Below are 16,987 nucleotides of genomic sequence, written 5' to 3' on the forward strand. Positions count from 1 at the left end.
CTTTCGGGTCTTAGGCCGGAACTGAAGAATCGGCTGAATGCCCGAAATCGAATAGGAATGGCTCAGGGCGCCAAGGCAACTCTCGAACGTCGTAAAAGACTTTAAGTTTCAGGCGAAAATTTTATTTATTATCAAGTCGATCGGGATCGAAAGAGCGCCCTCGTAGTATCACCATTGCTTGACCGAAAAATCGGGCGAGTGGTGCTGAGCGTAGGCGAAACCGCGCAACAGTTACGAGATGCGACGAAACGGTTTCGCCCAGGGAGCAGGTCATGAAATCGACGAATTCACGAAACGGCGCGTCAGCGTCCGTTGGCGCTCGCCTCAAGCTTGGCAGCGCTCTTGCGCCGATTGCCATGGGGTTGGCGGGTCTTTCATCCCCGGCTTTTGCCGACAACGAATGCGGTGTCCCTGCAGCAGGTGGCGGGACCGTGGTCTGCGCGGCGGGAAATCTCTACGCGTCGGGTATTTCATATCCTGCACAAACCGATGGTTTGACTGTCCAATTGGATGACGACGTTTCGGTCTCCACTACTGCTTCTGGAACACGCGGTGTGTTCATCAACGCCTCGGGCGCAGAAGCGATCGCTCTCGATGGAGGCTCCGCGACCGTCACGACTTCTGGCGCGAATGCGAACGCGGTCGAACTCACGAGCACCGTAGGCCCCGTTTCGGTGACGATCGGCGATATTTCGACGTCGGGCTCGCTCGCGGGCGGTGTCCGCGCGATCGGCGGTCTTGATGGCGATGTCACGGTCACTACCGGCAACGTCACGACCACTGGCATCGACGGCAGCAGCTTCTTCTTCCTGCCCAATTCCACCGGCATCACCGCGACCGCTGCAGGGACCGGCAATGTCTCGGTGACCTCCGGGTCGATCAACACTGCCGGTCTTGGCGCACGCGGCGTGAATGCGAGTGCAATCGCAGGCGACGTGACCGTCACCACCGGCCCGGTCACCACGACCGGCGGCGACGCGATAGCCGTTGCCGCCAACAGCGACACCGGCAATGTCAGCGTCACCACCACCGGCGCCGTCAACGCCACTGGCGATGGCGCACAGGGCATCTATGCCATCGCGCGTAACGGCAGTGCTGCGGTCTCGGCTACCACTGTCGCCACCAGCGGCTTCAACGCCGCCGGCATCCAGGCGATCTCCGGCGAGGGCGGCAGCACCATCGACTTCGACGAGGTCTCGACCTCTGGCACCTTCTCGACCGGTGTGATCGCAGGCTCGACCGGAGGGGACGTGAACGTCACCGGCGCCGATGTCACGGCGACTGGGGCCGTCTCCTCGGCGATCTACGGTTATTCGGATACCGGCGCGGTGAACGTGACCACCACCGGCGATGTCGTCTCGACGGGGCGCGGCGGCTTTGGCATCTACGCCACTTCGGCAACCGGCGACGTCGCGGTCTCGGCCAACAACGTCTCGACTGTCGCAGCCGATGCTGCTGATACCGCCACCAGCCGCAGCGCGATCTATGCCCAGGGCGCCAACGCCAGCGTCGTCGTGACCGGCACGGCCGCGATGGCCGGCCAGGCGCTTTACGGCGGCCCTGCCGACGCCGTTACCGTCATCGCCACCAATGGCGATGCCAGCGCCGACGTGAACAATGTCACTTCCACCGGAACCGACAGCGATGCTGTGAATGTCTCGGCGACCGGCGGCATGGCCATGATCAACGTCGATGGCGCCGTAGCGACCACGGGGGACGACAGCTTCGGGCTCTATGCTCGCGGCGACCAAGGCGTCATTGTGACCGGCGCAGGGAGCGTCACGACCAGCGGCGCAAACGCGAATGCCGTGGATGCGCTCAGCACCACCGGTCCCATCTCGGTGACGATCGGTGACATTTCGACCTCAGGTTCGCTCGCCGGCGGCGTCCGTGCGATCGGTGGCCTTGATGGTGATGTCACGGTTGCAACCGGCAACGTCACGACCACTGGCCTCGACGGCGGCAGCTTCTTCTTCCTGCCCAATTCCACCGCCATCACCGCGACCGCCGCAGGTACCGGAAATGTCTCTGTGACCTCCGGGTCAATCAGCACTGCGGGGCTCGGCGCACGCGGCGTGAACGCCAGTGCGGCCGCAGGCGACGTGATCGTCACCACCGGTCCTGTCACCACCACCGGCAGCAATGCCATTGCCGTCGCCGCCAACAGTGACACCGGCAATGTCAGCGTCACCACCACCGGCGCCGTCAACACCAACGGTGATGGCGCACAGGGCATCTATGCCACCGCGCGTAACGGCAGTGCTGCGGTCTCGGCTACCACCGTGGCCACCAGCGGCTTCAACGCCGCCAGCATCCAGGCGATCTCCGGCGCGGGCGGCAGCACCGTCGATTTCGATGAGGTCTCGACCTCGGGCACCTTCTCGACGGGCGTGATCGCAGGCTCGACTGGCGGGGACGTCAACATTACCGGCGGCGATGTCACGGCGACGGGGGCCATCTCCTCGGCGATCTACGGCTATTCCGACACCGGCGCCGTGAATGTGACCACCACCGGGGATGTCGCCTCCACGGGGCGTGGCGGCTTTGGCATCTACGCCACTTCGGCAACCGGCGACGTCGCGGTCTCGGCCAACAACGTCTCGACAGTAGCGGCCGATGCGGCTGATACTGCAACGAGCCGCAGCGCGATCTATGCGCAGGGTGCCAACGCCAGCGTCGTCGTGACCGGCACGGCCGCGATGGCCGGCCAGGCGCTTTACGGCGGCCCTGCCGACGCCGTCGTCGTCATCGCCACGGGCGGCGATGCCAGCGCGGACGTCCGCAACGTCACGTCCACGGGCGCAACGTCGCGCGCAGTCAACGTGACGGCTACCGGCGATGCATCTGCGACCGTACGCGGCGCAGTGTCGACCACCGGAACCGGTGCCGACGCCGTGTTCGTCAGTGCCGGCGACAGGGCTAACGTCAACGTAACCGCCAACGGCACGATCGCGTCGGTCAATGGCAACCTGATCACCGGAAACTCCGTCAACGGCGCCACGATCAACAATGCAGGCGTGCTGGGCGGGGCCCAGAAGGGCTACACGATCGCCGTCACCGGCGGGCCCGCGACCATCAACAACAGCGGCACCCTGCGCAGCGACATCATGCTTACTGCAGGAAATGACGTTGTGAACAACAGCGGTCGTTTCGTCCTGGCTGAAAACCCGGACTTCGGCGCCGGCACCGACGTGTTCAACAACACCGGCACGGTGGCACTCTCCACCGGCCGTACGACCGCCGGAACGGTGACGCTGACCGGGCTGGAACAGGTCAACAACTCTGGTCTCGTCGATCTTCGCAATGGCGTCATCGGCGACAGGCTGGTCGTTCCGGGTGCCTTCACCGGCACTGGCGCTTCCCAGCTCGGACTGGACGCCAACCTTGGAACCGGCGCCTCGGATCGTCTGGTTCTGGGCGCTGGCGCAACCGGTAGCACCACCATCCTTCTGCGTCAGACCGGAACCGAGGCTCTGTTCAATCCCGGTACGATCGTCGTTCAGGCCGGCGCCGCATCTTCGGCGAACGCCTTCAACCTCGGCGGTGCCGGTGGCGGAATGGACGCTGGTCTCGTTCGCTACGATGTCGTCTACAACTCAACCGACTTTTCCTACAGCCTCGTAGGTGGACCGAGCGATGCGGCCTTCCGCACCCTGAACTATGTCGAAGGCGTCCGCAGCCTCTGGCTGAAGTCGGCGGATGTCGTCAGTGCGCAACTGCAGGCTCGCCGCGACCAGCTCTGGGCTGAAGGCGAGGGTGAGACCACCGGCAAGATCTGGGTCCAGATGCATGGCTCCGTCGAAGATCGTGGCAATGGCGGCAACTTCACCGCGTTCGGCGCCACACGTGCGGTGAACACGGGCTACAAGCAGGACTACTTCGGCGGGCAGGTCGGCCTCGACATCGGCGGAGGCAGCGGCGAGCGTGGCGGTTTCGCCTTCGGCGTGACCGGCGGCTACATCTCGTCGTCGATGCAGTTCGATGGTTCGGCTGATCGCGTCAGCTTCGATGTCGTGAACGCGGGTATCTATGGCAGCTTCACCAGCGGCAACGTCTTCATCAACGGCTTGGCGAAGTATGACTATTACTGGGCCGATGCACGCAGCACCGGCGGTGGCTTCCGGGACAAGTCGAAGGGCGATGCCTACGGCGGTCGTGTCGAAGCTGGGCTCCGCTTCGGTAACGACAGCTTCTTCGCCGAACCGGCGGTGAGCGTGTCCTACGTCAAATCCGACTTCGACAGCTTTGCCTCGCAGGGCGTTGCCGTCGACTTCAACGATGCCGATGGACTTCGCGGGCGCGCCGGCGCACGTCTCGGCACCCAGATCGACATGTTCGGCGCGAAGGCGTCGATCTATGCTGGCGGCAACTACGTTCACGAGTTCAAGGGACGCGACAGCGTCACTTTCGTGAGCGGCGGCCAGACCCTCACCTATCGCAACAATCGGGTGGGCGACTATGGTGAGGCTAAGCTGGGCGTGGAAATCGCCCAGGTCGGCGGGGTCAGCGGGTTCATCGAAGGGACCTATATCAAGTCCTTCAGCGATAACAGCGCTCGCCGTTCGGACATCGAAGGTGCCGGCGGCCGCGCCGGTCTTCGAATTCGCTTCTGATAAATTCCGGGATTGCGCATAACCTGCGCAATCCCGTTAAAGGATTGTGCCAGTGGCCCATGCCGAAAATGCAGGGGCCACGCCCCCGAACACAGAATTCATCGTATCGCCAGGGCTTCCCGACTGGATGCGACGGCACAGAATGTCGTTCGGCTTCACATCCTACCAGACAGGGCAACTGTTTCTGGTAGGATTGATGCCGGATGGCGGGATATCTCTGAACCAGCAGAATTACTCTCAGGCCATGGGCCTGTGCTGGGACCAAGGGCGATTGTATCTCGCGAGCAAATTCCAGTTATGGCGCCTGGAGAACATGCTCCGGCCAGGTCAAGTCGGCAACGATCGCTTCGATGCCGTTTTCGTTCCTCGCAATGCCCACACCACCGGTGATCTCGATATTCATGAATTGGGGGTCGATGCTGCCGGGCAGGTGATCTTCGCGAACACCAGTTACTCGTGCCTTGCAACGCTCGATCCCGTCGACAGCTTCCGCCCTTTATGGATGCCCGGCTTCATATCGGAACTTGCTGCTGGGGATCGATGCCATCTGAACGGGCTGGCCATGCTCGATGGAACACCGGCATATGTGACGGTAGTTGCCGCGACGAATGAACCTGGAAAGTGGCGCGAGCATCGCGCGGATGGCGGGCTACTTATCGATGTCAAGACGGGAGGCGTCGTCGCCGATGGCTTCTCGATGCCGCACTCTCCCAGAGCGGTAGGCGATAAGGTCGTTGTACTGGATTCAGGCCGCGGCTATATCGTTGAAGTCGATCCGAATGACGGATCATGCACCGACCTGGCCTTCGTTCCCGGCTTTATGCGCGGCCTTGAAATTCACGACGGGTTCGCTTTGATTACTCTTTCCAAACCCCGGTATGGAACATTCGCGGGATTGCCACTCGACGCTGAACTTCAGTCACGCGGGCTGGCCCCATGGTGCGGCGTGATGATCATTGATCTGTCTACAGGGCAACTTGTTGAGTGGTTTCGCCTGGAAGGCGACATCACCGAGCTCTTTGACGTGGCAATGCTACCATTGATAGCAGCTCCGATGTCCCTTGGAACCACGTCCAGGGAATTGATGGAAACGATATGCTTTAACCCACGAATAGCGTTGCCGACCTTCGGACGCCCCTCTCGCTAAAAGGTCGAATAAGCGTAAGACCGTATGTCCGTCTGCGCGCCTTGAGTGGCTCGCCCTACACTGCGCATCCGAGGGTTCCTCGGACGGGCCGAGTCGATCCTCATCACAGGAGGACGAGCCGTGGAACATTCTACAGAAGTCTTCGTCGGTATCGATGTCGCAAAAGCACGGAATGCCGTCGCTGTGGCGGATGGGGAGCGCGGAGGCGAGGTGCGCTATCTGGGTGAGCTGGCTGCTACCCCCGAAGCGATGCGGCGAATGGTGCAGCGCCTCGCAAGCCGGCATCAGCAATTGCATTTCTGCTATGAGGCGGGACCGACTGGCTACGGGCTATACAGGCAGATTACATCGATGGGCTATCCATGCACGGTGATCGCACCTTCATTGATACCCAAACGCGCCGGGGACAGAGTGAAAACGAACCGGCGCGACGCCATTGAACTGGCGAAGCTGCTGCGCGCTGGGGAACTTACGGCAGTCTGGGTGCCGGATGAAGCCCATGAAGCGATCCGCGATCTGATACGTGCCCGCACCGCAGCAGTTGAGATTTTACGCGTACATCGCCAGCAGGTCAGCGCATTGCTTCTGAAGCACGGGACGAGCTACCCGGGCAAGAAAACATGGGGCGCACGGCACCTCAAATGGCTGCAAGAGCAACGGTTTGACCACCCTGCGCATCAGATTCCGCTTCAGGAAATGGTTGATGCCGTGCGCGTCGCCAAGGAGCGTGTGGCTCGCCTTGAGCACGCAATCGAGGAGTTTCTCCCCCAGTGGGAATTGGAGCCGGTCGTGCGCGCCCTGCAAGCGCTGCGGGGCGTCGATCTCATCGTGGCGATCACCTTCGTCACCGAGATCGGTGACATGCGGCGTTTCGACAATCCCCGGTAGCTCATCCTACATCGGGCTGGTGCCAAGCGAGCGCTCAACCGGTGATACGGTGAGACGAGGAGGCATAACCAAGGCCGGCAATACCCGGATGCGCCAGTTGTTGGTCGAGAGCGCCTGGAGCTATCGCTATGCCCCCAAGGTTGGAGCGAGGAAGCTCTACCTGCTGGAGAAAACGACGCCTGCCGTCCGTGAAATCGCTTGGAAAGCCCAGAGCCGCCTCTCCGCGCGATACCGCGCCCTCACGGCCAAGGGCAAGAAGAGCACTGTTGTGTGTACTGCGGTCGCAAGGGAACTGGTTGGCTTCATGTGGGCAGCAGCCCGCGAAGCCCAACCAGCCTGACATCTGCCACCGACCCCGCGTACAGGCGGGGGTGGGATCATCGGCAGGGGAACATCCGACGGACGTTTTGTGGCCGGCCTAGCCGACGCCCGCAGTAAGAACGGATCAGCCCCGGACGCATACTCGGAACTGCGGTATCCAATCCGCGCATCAGAGCTTGATCACCCACGGTCTAACGATCCCACCTCCACCTGTACGCGGCCACATTCAGCCGCCACAACCCGTGGCCCAATCCTCGCGTCTACCGAGTTGACAACGGACATCAGAGCGTCCGCCCTCGGGCGTGTTGCGGCATTTCGGCTCGGCGCTGATGGACCTCCGCTAAGGAGTCTCTTTCTGGACTCTAGAAGGAGGCCAAGTGAAGGATCGGGTGGAGATCATCGCACGCACCGAACGGCGCAGGAAGTTTTCGGATGCCGAGAAGGCGGCGATCCTTGCCGAGGCAGATGCGGACGGCGTATCGGTCCGTCAGGTGGCTGAGCGCCATGAGATTGCCGAGAGCCTGATCTATAACTGGCGGTCGGCGCGCCGCCAGGCAGCAGCCATTGCCAGTGAGGCGCTTGAGTTCATTCCCTACGGCGCAATCATAACGACGGAGGCCTCAGCTGCGCCAGCGGTGCCCGAGACCCAGAAGGCGCCGCGACCTGCTTCGTCGCCGCTGCCGTCAGCGCCGGAGGAACTGATCCGCCCACACCCCGGTGCCCGCCCCGGCGCGATAGACATAGACCTGCCCAGCGGCGTTCGCCTGTCAGTGGACAGCTATGTCAACGAGAAGGCGCTGGCCCGCGTGCTGCGCGCATTCCGGGATGTCTCGTGATCTCGCTGGCGCCAGGAACGAAGGTCTATCTCGCGAGCAAGCCGGTCAGCATGCGGCTCGGCTTCGACGGTCTGGCGGCGCTGGTCCGCCCCCTGTTCGCGGTCGAGCCCTACGGCGGGCATGTCTTCCTGTTTCGCAGCAAGAGCGGCAACTACCTGAAGGCGCTGCATTGGGATGGGACCGGGCTTTGCCTGTTCGCCAAGCGTTTGGAACGCAGCCGTTTCGTCTGGCCGCCGCTCATCGAAGGCGGGGTCGTGCTGACCCCGGCGCAGTTTGCGCTGCTGATTGAAGCAATGGATTGGCGGCGCACAGTGCCCCCTGATCCGCCCCGCCTGCCGGTGCAGATTTGACGCGATAATCGCCGCATTTCCGGGGCTTTCTGCTTGGGCAGAAGGACGGATTTTGCTATCGGGAAGCGTGTCTCCCGACGATCTCGAACTTCCTGTTGATCCCGCAGAACTGCGCGCTTTTGCCGAGGCGATGCGCGCACGTCTGGCGGCTTCAGAGCAAGCGCTTGAGGCTGAAAGGGCGGCCCATGACGAGACCCGCGAGAAGCTCGAGACGGCCCAGAACTCGATTCTGCTGACGGCATTGCAGATCGAGAAGTTCAAGGTCCAACTGGCCCGCCTCCGGCGCATGAAGTTCGGTCAGTCGTCGGAACGCCTTACTCTTCAGGCCGATCAGCTCGAACTGACGCTGGAGGATCTCGAGGCCGAGCATGCCCACGCCGAGTGTGTGATCGAGGGCCATGCGCCCGAAGATTCCCCGACCAAGGCTGCCCCTCGCAAGCCTCGCCGTGCACCACTGCCCGACCACCTTCCTCGCGATGAGGTTATGCACGCAGCGCCGGATGCCGACGGCTGCTCCGCCTGTGGGGGCACGATGGGCAAGCTTGGCGAAGACGTGACCGAAGTGCTGGAATATGTCCCCGTGTTGCGCGGCGTTCTGGACGAGAAAGCGCGACAATCAAGATGAGAATCCGGTGTGTCGGGATCGGCGTAGGGCGTAGCCCGTAGCCGGTCCCGACACACCGGAGGCACTCTTTGCCGGGTGCCTGTGATGGTCGTGGTGGCCGCTATGCATCGGTTTTCCGGGGAGGAGGACTGGGCGTGTGGCCGGCCGACACATCAACGATCAGCAAGTGAGACTTTTCATGACCAACAGACGTTATGACCCCGTCGCCCTGGCGGCGGCGAAGGCCGGGTTCAGTCCGGCGACGGGCTATCGGGTTCTGCAGGCCACCCAGCTGCCATCCCAGCGGCAAACACCGCGCAGCCGGCGCCGACCCGATCCCCTAGCCGGTATTTTCGATGAAGTTGTCGTGCCGATGTTAGAGGCTGCTCCGGGCCTTCGGCCCATAGCGATCTTCGAGGAGCTGCGGCGCCGATATCCCGAGACGGAGTTCGGCTCCCGGCGAACCCTGGAGAGGCGCATTCGCGACTGGCGCGCCGTCAACGGGCAAGATCGCGAAGTCATTTTCCGGCAAGTGCACGAGGCCGGGCGGCTCGGCCTGTCCGATTTTACGTGCATGGACGATCTGGGAGTTTCCATCGCCGGACAGCCCCTGGACCATCTGCTCTATCACTTCCGGCTTCCATGTGGCGGCTTCGAACACGGGCACATCATCCTGGGCGGCGAGAGCTTCGTCGCCTTGGCCGAAGGGCTGCAGAACGCGCTCTGGTCCGCAGGCGGCGCGCCGAAGCTTCATCGTACCGACAGCCTCTCGGCCGCCTTCCGCAATCTGGACGCGGATGCCAGGATCGACCTGACCAAGCGTTATGACGCGCTTTGTGACCATTATGGAATGGAGCCCACGAGGAACAACCGGGGCGTTGCCCATGAGAATGGCGCGATCGAGAGTGCCCATGGCCATATCAAGGCTGCCATAAGGGATGCGCTGCTGCTGCGCGGGAGCGCCGACTTCTCCGACCTTGCCGACTATCGCCGCTTCATCGACGAGGTCGTGAATGCGCGCAACCGGCGGCACGGCCCCGGGATCGATGCCGAACGCAAGTTCCTGCAGCCGCTGCCGGACGTGCGCACCACCGATTACGAGGAGATCCTCGTGACGGTCACATCCTCGGGCGGCTTCACTTTGCGCAAGGTGTTCTACACGGTCCCATCCCGCCTGATCGGGCACCGTTTGCGGGCTCGCCTTTATGATGACCGCCTCGACCTCTTCATCGGCGGCACGAGACTCATGACCCTGCCGCGCGGACGCGCAGGCATGAACGGGAAGCACGGCCACGTTGTCGATTACCGTCACGTGATCCATTCTCTGCGCCGTAAGCCCATGGCACTGCTAGGGCTGGTCTATCGCGATAGCCTGTTCCCGCGAGAGGCCTATCGCCTGATGTTCGACCACCTGCTGGAATTTCAGGGCGAGCGGGAAGCCTGCCGCACCACCGTCGAACTTCTGGCCATGGCTCACGAGCGTGCATGCGAGGCCGAACTCGCGGGGCTCCTGACTGAGGACCTGGCGGCGCGCCGAACGCCCTGCCTGACAACCTTGCGGGCCCGGTTCTGTCCGGACCCTGCCGATCTGCCCGAAGTCGTGGTCGAACTGGTGCCGCTCTCGATCTACGACGGACTTATCGAACAGGGAGAAGCCGCATGAACGCAAATCCCATGATTGATGCACAGCGTCTCAGCCTCATGCTCAACGAACTGCGCTTGCCCACCATCAAGCACATCTGGGGGGACTTCGCCGCCCAGGCAGACAAGGAAGGATGGCCCGCCAGCAGATTCCTCGCCGCGCTGGCCGAGCACGAACTTGCCGAACGCGATCGGCGTCGGATCGAACGCCATCTGGCAGAGGCACATCTACCCGCAGGCAAGACCCTCGACTGCTTCGCCTTCGATGCCGTGCCGATGATCTCCAAAGCCCAGGTCATGGCCCTGTGCGCTGGCGATGGTTGGCTCGAGCAAGGTGCGAACCTCATCCTGTTCGGTCCGCCCGGCGGCGGCAAAACCCATCTCGCCGCAGCAATCGGCCTGGCGCTGGTAGAGCGGGGCTGGAGGGTTTTGTTCACCCGGACCTCCGACCTCGTGCAACGCCTGCAGGTCGCGCGGCGCGAACTCGCGCTCGAATCCGCGATGGCCAAGCTCGACAAATACCACCTGCTGGTTCTCGACGACTTCGCCTACATCTCGCGCGACCAAGCCGAGACGTCGGTGCTCTTCGAGTTGATAAGCGCGCGCTACGAGCGACGGTCGTTGCTTATCACCGCCAACCAGCCCTTCGGCGAGTGGAACAGGGTCTTCCCAGATCCCGCGATGACGCTCGCCGCTGTCGATAGGCTCGTCCACCACGCCACCATCTTCGAGATGAACGTCGAAAGTTACAGGCGGCGCACCGCTCAGGCCAGACGCGCCGGTGCCGGGCGGCCCGCCGCATACACCACGCCAAAGGTTCTGGAGACCATCCGCGACAATCAGGATGAGAACGACGAACTTGCCAGCGACAATCTAAACAGGCACTGATCGACGCGCCGCGACAATCACATTCTCATCCTGATTGACGCGCGATCATCATCCAGTTTGTCGCGCTACATCCCCGGCCGCTTCCGCGTCGTCCGCAATGTCCGACCCAAGCTGTCCTGCAACCGCTGCGATGCAATCAGCCAGGCACCGGCCCCGGCGCTTCCTGTGCCGCGCGGCCGTGCTGGTCCCGGCCTGCTGGCCAACGTCATCGTTTCCAAGTTCGCTGATCACCTGCCCCTGTATCGCCAATCGCAAATCTACGCGCGAGAGGGTGTCGATATCAGTCGCTCGACGATGGCGGACTGGCTCGGCCAGGCAAGCTGGTTGCTGCAGCCGCTGGTCGATCGGATCGCCAACCACGTCATGGCCAGCGTGAAGATCCATGCCGATGACACACCCGTCCCGGTGTTGGCGCCAGGGACCGGCAAGACGGCAACCGGCAGACTATGGGTCTACCTTCGCGACAACCGACGATGGAGCCATCTGGACAAGCCGGCAGCGTTGCTTCGCTACAGCCCCGATCGCAAGGGCGAGCGACCTCGCGAGCATCTCAAGACCTTTGCAGGCTTCTTGCAGGCCGATGCCTACGCCGGTTTCGAGCGCCTCTACGCGAGTGACCGCCAGCCTGCGCCGATCACGCCCGTTGCCTGCTGGGCGCACGCCCGGCGCAAGCTGAACGATGTCTACAAGGCAGACCCGAACTCGGCCGCGCTCGATGGGCTGCAGATGATCGGTGAGCTTTACGACGTTGAGCGGCAGATCGTGCGTGAGCCCACTGATTTCCGCCGCAAAGCTCGCAAGCTCTCGAAGCTCAAGGCGCTGGATTTCTTCGCCTGGGCTGATGATGTGCTGTCCAGGGCATCGGTCCGTTCACCGCTGGCCGAGGCGCTGCGCTATGCAGTGAAGCTAAAGCCGCAACTGCTCGCCTACACCGACGACGGCAGACTGGAGATCGACAACAACCCGGCAGAGAATGCTCTCAGGGGCATAGCGAAGCGTGTTTCATTATGCACTCCATATTCAAGTATCTGTAAACATTGGAAGCATGTCCGCGTCAACAGCGCGACACGGGCGACCCTTTCGGGCCATCGCAGATTTTACTGCTTCCGACATCAGATCGGCGGAGCGGATTTGATGCGGCGCGCGCGGTACGACCTGCACCGCCGGAAGCACGCCGGTTTTGATGAGAAGTCTTACCGTATGGCTTGAGGTGCCAAGTGCTTTGGCCGCCTCAGTCATGGTGAGCCATTCGCCGTCTTTCACCGCAGACCGGTAGGCGTCGATCCCTCGCACGCGCCGAACAGAGTAGACCCGGTGCGCCGTCCAGGTTTTGCCCTGGCCTGTAGGAAAGCCCATCCGATTGAGCGTCGCGGCGATATGCTCGTCGGACCAACGGCCCGCCATGCTGCGCATCACCTCCAGCGCATCCTCCGCTGTTGCACAACCGTGCTCGCCGGCTTTCGGCTTGCGAACCCGCAGCTCCGAGTGCTGACCGCCCCGCCAATGGATTGTTAGCACGACGTCACGCACGGCATCATCGACATCGACGACGATGTCGGCGATCAATGTGCGTAGCAGTTGCTGGCGAGCGCGCATCGTCACATCCGGAGCGTTCCACGCCGCCGACAGGTTTTCCGCCAGATTGGCGAACGCACCCTGATCGACCTCGATGGTTGTCGGGTTTTCTGCGGGCTGGCGCGCCTCCAGATCACGGATGCGCCGCAATGCGGCTTCCCAGTTTTTCTCCAGCTGCGCCGCTATCAGGCGATTATCGGGATCACAGGCAGCGTAGCGGCGCTCGGCAAGGTGGGCCTCGTAACGCGCCTGCTGGAGTTCCAGGTCGAGAAACTGGCGCTGCTCTTCTTGTCGTTCCCTTTGCATCCGCTCCGCCTCGAACGCGGCCTCGATCGCCAAGGGTTCTACCGCGCGTAGCAGTTCGCGCGCAACTGCTGCATCCACCCGTGGACCGCCGAAGGTCATGCATCGGGGCAAGCCCATCATCAGGTTTGGTTTGTCGCAGCGATACACCGGTCGGCTCTGCGGGTTTCCGGTATAGGTGACCGTCAGTCGTCGTCCACACCGTCGACACGTCATGATGCCCGAAAGTAGCGCTCGGCCTCCTCGGCCGGATTTCACACCGCCGGCGCTGCCATAGTTGTTGAGTGCCAGCTGCTTCTGGTTGCGCTCGTATTCTTCCCAGCTGATGTACCCCTCATGGTGATCCTTGATGAAGACTTCCCAGGTCCCCACCGGCTTACCATGCCCGTAGCTCCGCCGGGCTCGCCCATCGACAATGGAGGTTCGCTTCTCGCTTTTTCCGTAAACGTAAACGCCTGCGTAGAAGGGGTTTTTGAGAACGGCGATGACGTTGCGATATCGGATCGGCAACCATGTGAAGCTGGTCATGCGGCCTTCGTCCGACGGTCGCGGGAAGTGGATTTGATCGGCCTTCATTGACAACAGCACCTGACGCGCACTGCCCAGCTCTCGGAAGCGCGCAAAGATGAGCCTGATACCTCTTGCAGGCGTAGATCGGGATCGAGGCCCAAGCCCGCTTCGCGGTGCCAAATGTAGCCGAACGGGACAGACAAGCGCAATTCGCCGCGGCGCGCCTTCGACCTTGCTGCATCGAGCATTCGCGTCCTGAGAACGCCGAGCTCGAACTCGCTGATGCTCCCCTTCATTCCCAACAGCAGGCGGTCGTTGGGCTGGCAAGGATTGTACACGCCATCATGATCGATGACACGGGCTTCAACGAGCCCGCACAGTTCCAGCAGATGGTGCCAGTGATCTGCCCCCTTCTGAGTGGCCCATCGACTATCGTAGTCTGGACCACGAAGGAGGAATGGAATGGCTCGGAAGCACAAGCCCGAGGAGATCATCGGCAAGCTGCGTGAGGCGGAGATCGTGTTGGCGCAGGGCGGGACGATGGCCGACGCCTGCCGGCGGATCGGCGTCACCGAACAGAGCTATTACCGCTGGCGCAAGGAGTACGGCGGGCTGAAGATGGATCAGGCACGGCGGATGAAGGATCTCGAGCGAGAGAACGCCCGACTGCGGCAGGCGGTGTCGGATCTGACGCTCGATAAAATGATTCTGCAGGAGGCGGCGCGGGGAAACTATTGAGCCCCGCCAGACGCCGACGCTGTGTCGATCACATCCGAGGGATCATGGCTGTCTCCGAGCGGCGGGTGTGCCGTGTGCTCGGGCAGCATCGATCGACGCAGCGCAAGGCGCCACGCGGGGCGGACGACGAAGCCGCACTGACGGAGGACATCATCGCTCTCGCCCGGCAATATGGCCGTTACGGCTATCGCCGGGTGACCGCCCTGCTGCGCGATGCGGGGTGGCATGTGAACCGTAAGCGGGTCGAGCGCATCTGGCGCCGCGAGGGGCTCAAGGTGCCGCAAAAGCAGCCAAAGCGCGGAAGGCTCTGGCTCCATGACGGATCGTGCATCCGGCTGCGGCCCGAATATCCGGGGCACGTGTGGTCCTACGACTTCGTCGAGGGCCGCACGCATGATGGTCGCAAGTTCCGCATCTTGTCGATCATCGACGAGGCCAGTCGGGAGTGCCTGGCCTTGCCGGTCGCGCGACGGCTCAGGAGCGAGGATGTGCTGGCGGCGCTGGCCGATCTGTTCGTCACGCGTGGGCCGCCTGCGCATATACGGTCGGACAACGTCCTGGGTAGGGAAGCAACGGCGAGATTTGGCCAGCAGGTCTCTATGCGCCGACAATGATCGGCACGGCATGCATTCTGAGCCAGATGGCTTCCACCGTCAACGGGATCGCTCTCTGCCATAGCAAACACAGGATCCAGCGGCGCCGAAGCAGCCGTGGTCCTCACCGTCCTTAGAATGAGATACGCACCCAGGTGGAAGGCCCGAACATTATCTACAGGGTCGCTTTCGCGCCCTCACGGCACTTGCAGAGAGGGGTCCTTCCACCTGGCACCCGGCCGTTCGACGAACGGCCGGTACTCTGTCCCCGTCTTGACGACGGCGTGAGCCACGCGCGCCATCTTGGCGGTGAGCGCCGTCATCGCCTTGCGGCGGCGATCGGCATCGTCCGCGTGCCCGGCAGTGTATCGTCCGAGCTTGTCGCGGAAGCTGTTGTCGCGCTGACGCGCGGCGACCTGAGCTGCCATCCAGAATGTACGACGCAATCGCGCATTGCCGTACTTGGATAGCTTCGTGCGACCGCGAAACGTGCCGGACTGGCAAGTTGCAAGATCGAGGCCGCAGAACTTGAGGAACTGGCGATGATGGTTGAAGCGGCGAAGGTCGCCTGCCTCAGCCAGGATCGTCAGGGCGTTGATCGGACCGATGCCAGGAATATTGCGCAGCAGCCGGTAATCCACATGCTCGGCAAGCCGGGCATGGGCGAGCCGTTCGATCTCGTCGCGCTGGTGTATGAGGCTGCGACCTTGCGCGATGACCATGCGAAACATGGTGATCGCGATCGAGTCCTCGGGCACCGGCAACGCCGCAGAACTGCGGGCGGTCTCATACACATCGTTGATCAAACGGGCTTTGGAGACCTTGCGCCCGATCAGAGGCCATACCGCGGCAGAGAATTCTTCCCGATCAAGCGAGGTGATGCTGGCTGGGGTCGGGAACCGTTCGATCATCGCCAGGAACCAATCCGACCGACTGTTGCCGGCGAAGCGCGCCATCTCGGGAAAATACAGGGGGAGGTAATGGGTCAAGATGCGATGCCAGGTTTGCGTCTTCATTCTGGAGACGACCTCGTGGGTCTTGGACAGCTCTTGAAGGTCGTTGATCCCAGCGGCGAGCGGATCGACGTAGCGCTGTGTGGCGCCGATCCGCAGCATGTGGAGGATCACCTGCGCGTCCTTGGAATCGTTCTTGTCCCAGCCATTATGGAGCGCTTCGCGGGTTCGAGCGAGCGCGACTGATGAGATGAGGCGCAGTTCGAACCCCGCGGTCAGCAGTCTGTGCGCCAGCGTGCGATGGTAATTTCCAGTCGCTTCAAATCCAACGACGATAGGACGACCGATGGCGGCGAGCTGTTCGGCAAAGCCGTCGTAGTCCTCCTTGGTCGCCATAACGGTCATACGTCGGCGCCGCCCGCCTTCCGGTCGCTCGATGAGAACCTCCTGCCGGTTCTTGGACATATCGATGGCTACCAGCACGGCATCGGCAGGCGTAGGGATGAGCTTGGTCATGGTCGGTTGGCCTCCAAAGTGTTGTCTCGACAACTTCACTTTAGACACATGCTGGCCGGCCATGGCTTGCCCTGATGAAGCCGGCGGCCGCTTCGCGACCTTGTCTTCATCAGGGCCATAGCGGCTCCCGATCCGGCGTTTCCCAATGTGCTACGGCACCGAATTTATCGCCAATGCCGTGCAAGAATGGCTGGGCAGGATCGGTGTGAAGACGCTCTACATCACCCCCGGCAGCCCGTGGGAAAATGGCTACTGCGAGTCCTTCAACGGCTCGATGCGTGACGAGTTACTCAACGGTGAGATCTTCTACACCTTGGCCGAGGCTAAGATCCTGATCGAGGCTTGGCGGCGGCACTACAACACCGTCAGGCCGCACAGCTCGCTGGGCTACCGGCCGCCGGCCCCGGAAGCAGCGACGCCGCCATGGCCGCCCTCCGGCTCCGCTTCGCTCCACCTGCGGCCGGCCATGGCGCCGGAGGCAATCTTACACTAACAAATAACCCGGACCACT

The 16,987-nt window shown here is 62.6% G+C and carries 7 protein-coding genes and 6 pseudogenes; 11 read left to right on the plus strand and 2 right to left on the minus strand.

Translation table 11 applies throughout. From position 1 onward, the window contains the following. The first annotated feature begins 554 nt into the window (after window positions 1-554). From ACFFDA_RS11090 to tnpC, 9 genes and pseudogenes are all read left to right on the plus strand, one after another. Complete coding sequence (locus ACFFDA_RS11090; protein WP_404479192.1) at window positions 555-4,613, plus strand: beta strand repeat-containing protein; 4,059 nt, start codon at window positions 555-557, stop codon at window positions 4,611-4,613. 52 nt (window positions 4,614-4,665) lie between these two features. Continuing rightward, window positions 4,666-5,760 carry a TIGR03032 family protein gene (locus tag ACFFDA_RS11095; protein ID WP_404479193.1) on the plus strand — a complete coding sequence of 365 codons (1,095 nt, stop codon included), beginning with the start codon at window positions 4,666-4,668 and terminating at the stop codon, window positions 5,758-5,760. Between the two features lie 120 nt (window positions 5,761-5,880). After that, window positions 5,881-6,988 (plus strand): annotated as a pseudogene (locus ACFFDA_RS11100) (IS110 family transposase). 358 nt (window positions 6,989-7,346) lie between these two features. Then, a complete protein-coding gene (tnpA, locus tag ACFFDA_RS11105; protein WP_404479194.1) occupies window positions 7,347-7,805 on the plus strand; it encodes an IS66-like element accessory protein TnpA in 459 nt (152 codons plus the stop codon). Next, window positions 7,802-8,155, plus strand: a complete 354-nt coding sequence (gene tnpB / locus ACFFDA_RS11110; RefSeq protein ID WP_404479195.1) for an IS66 family insertion sequence element accessory protein TnpB — start codon at window positions 7,802-7,804, stop codon at window positions 8,153-8,155. Before tnpA ends, tnpB begins: the two co-directional genes overlap by 4 nt. 67 nt (window positions 8,156-8,222) lie before the next feature. Continuing rightward, a complete protein-coding gene (locus ACFFDA_RS11115) occupies window positions 8,223-8,780 on the plus strand; it encodes a hypothetical protein (RefSeq protein WP_404479196.1) in 558 nt (185 codons plus the stop codon). A gap of 166 nt (window positions 8,781-8,946) precedes the next feature. Next, window positions 8,947-10,422, plus strand: coding sequence for an IS21 family transposase (gene istA / locus ACFFDA_RS11120; RefSeq protein WP_404479238.1), 1,476 nt, complete (start codon window positions 8,947-8,949; stop codon window positions 10,420-10,422). Beyond that, window positions 10,419-11,288, plus strand: coding sequence for an IS21-like element helper ATPase IstB (gene istB / locus ACFFDA_RS11125; protein WP_404479197.1), 870 nt, complete (start codon window positions 10,419-10,421; stop codon window positions 11,286-11,288). The genes istA and istB overlap by 4 nt, the downstream gene beginning before the upstream one ends. Before the next feature lie 57 nt (window positions 11,289-11,345). Next, window positions 11,346-12,269, plus strand: a pseudogene (gene tnpC / locus ACFFDA_RS11130) (IS66 family transposase); the annotation flags it as partial. Window positions 12,270-12,308: 39 nt separating this feature from the next. Here the strand turns inward: tnpC and ACFFDA_RS11135 are convergent. Beyond that, window positions 12,309-14,086: pseudogene (locus ACFFDA_RS11135) on the minus strand (recombinase family protein); the annotation flags it as partial. Between the two features lie 52 nt (window positions 14,087-14,138). Between ACFFDA_RS11135 and ACFFDA_RS11140 the strand changes: the two are divergent. Further along, window positions 14,139-14,968 (plus strand): annotated as a pseudogene (locus ACFFDA_RS11140) (IS3 family transposase); the annotation flags it as partial. Between the two features lie 214 nt (window positions 14,969-15,182). Here the strand turns inward: ACFFDA_RS11140 and ACFFDA_RS11145 are convergent. After that, a pseudogene (locus ACFFDA_RS11145) lies at window positions 15,183-16,476 on the minus strand (IS110 family transposase). Window positions 16,477-16,630: 154 nt separating this feature from the next. Between ACFFDA_RS11145 and ACFFDA_RS11150 the strand changes: the two are divergent. Further along, window positions 16,631-16,969, plus strand: a pseudogene (locus ACFFDA_RS11150) (integrase core domain-containing protein); the annotation flags it as partial. Window positions 16,970-16,987 lie beyond the last annotated feature (18 nt).

Origin of the sequence: Novosphingobium sp. BL-52-GroH (assembly GCF_044813085.1) — a bacterium.
GTDB lineage: Bacteria > Pseudomonadota > Alphaproteobacteria > Sphingomonadales > Sphingomonadaceae > Novosphingobium.